This window comes from Alkalibacterium sp. s-m-28, assembly GCF_054658175.1.
Map to the genome: position 1 here is coordinate 1 of NZ_BAAGIQ010000345.1, position 304 is coordinate 304.

Genomic DNA, 304 nt, shown 5'->3' on the forward strand with positions numbered 1-304 from the left:
AGCTAAACACCGTCACATCCCATTACTCCCCCAAACAGGCAATATTCTAAAGAAATACTTGAGTCTATACCAATTACAAAATGAAAGACCACTATTTACAAATAGTCGTGGCGAACGTCTAACCAGGCAAGGGATTGGATATATACTGAATAAATATATTAATATCATTAGAGAAGAAACACCAGACAGGATTGAAACAAAAATATCTCCTCATATTTTAAGACACAGTAAAGCTACTCATTTAGTCAATGCAGGTGTTAGTATTTATAATGTTAGAGATTTTTTAGGTCACAGCTCAGTAGAA

At 33.9% G+C, this 304-nt stretch carries 1 protein-coding gene; it reads left to right on the top strand.

Annotated features, from left to right (window positions below; all coding sequences use genetic code 11):
• Positions 1-304 (top strand): tyrosine-type recombinase/integrase (locus tag ACYQ4S_RS12580; RefSeq protein ID WP_459771519.1); only part of this gene is annotated, 304 nt, incomplete at both ends.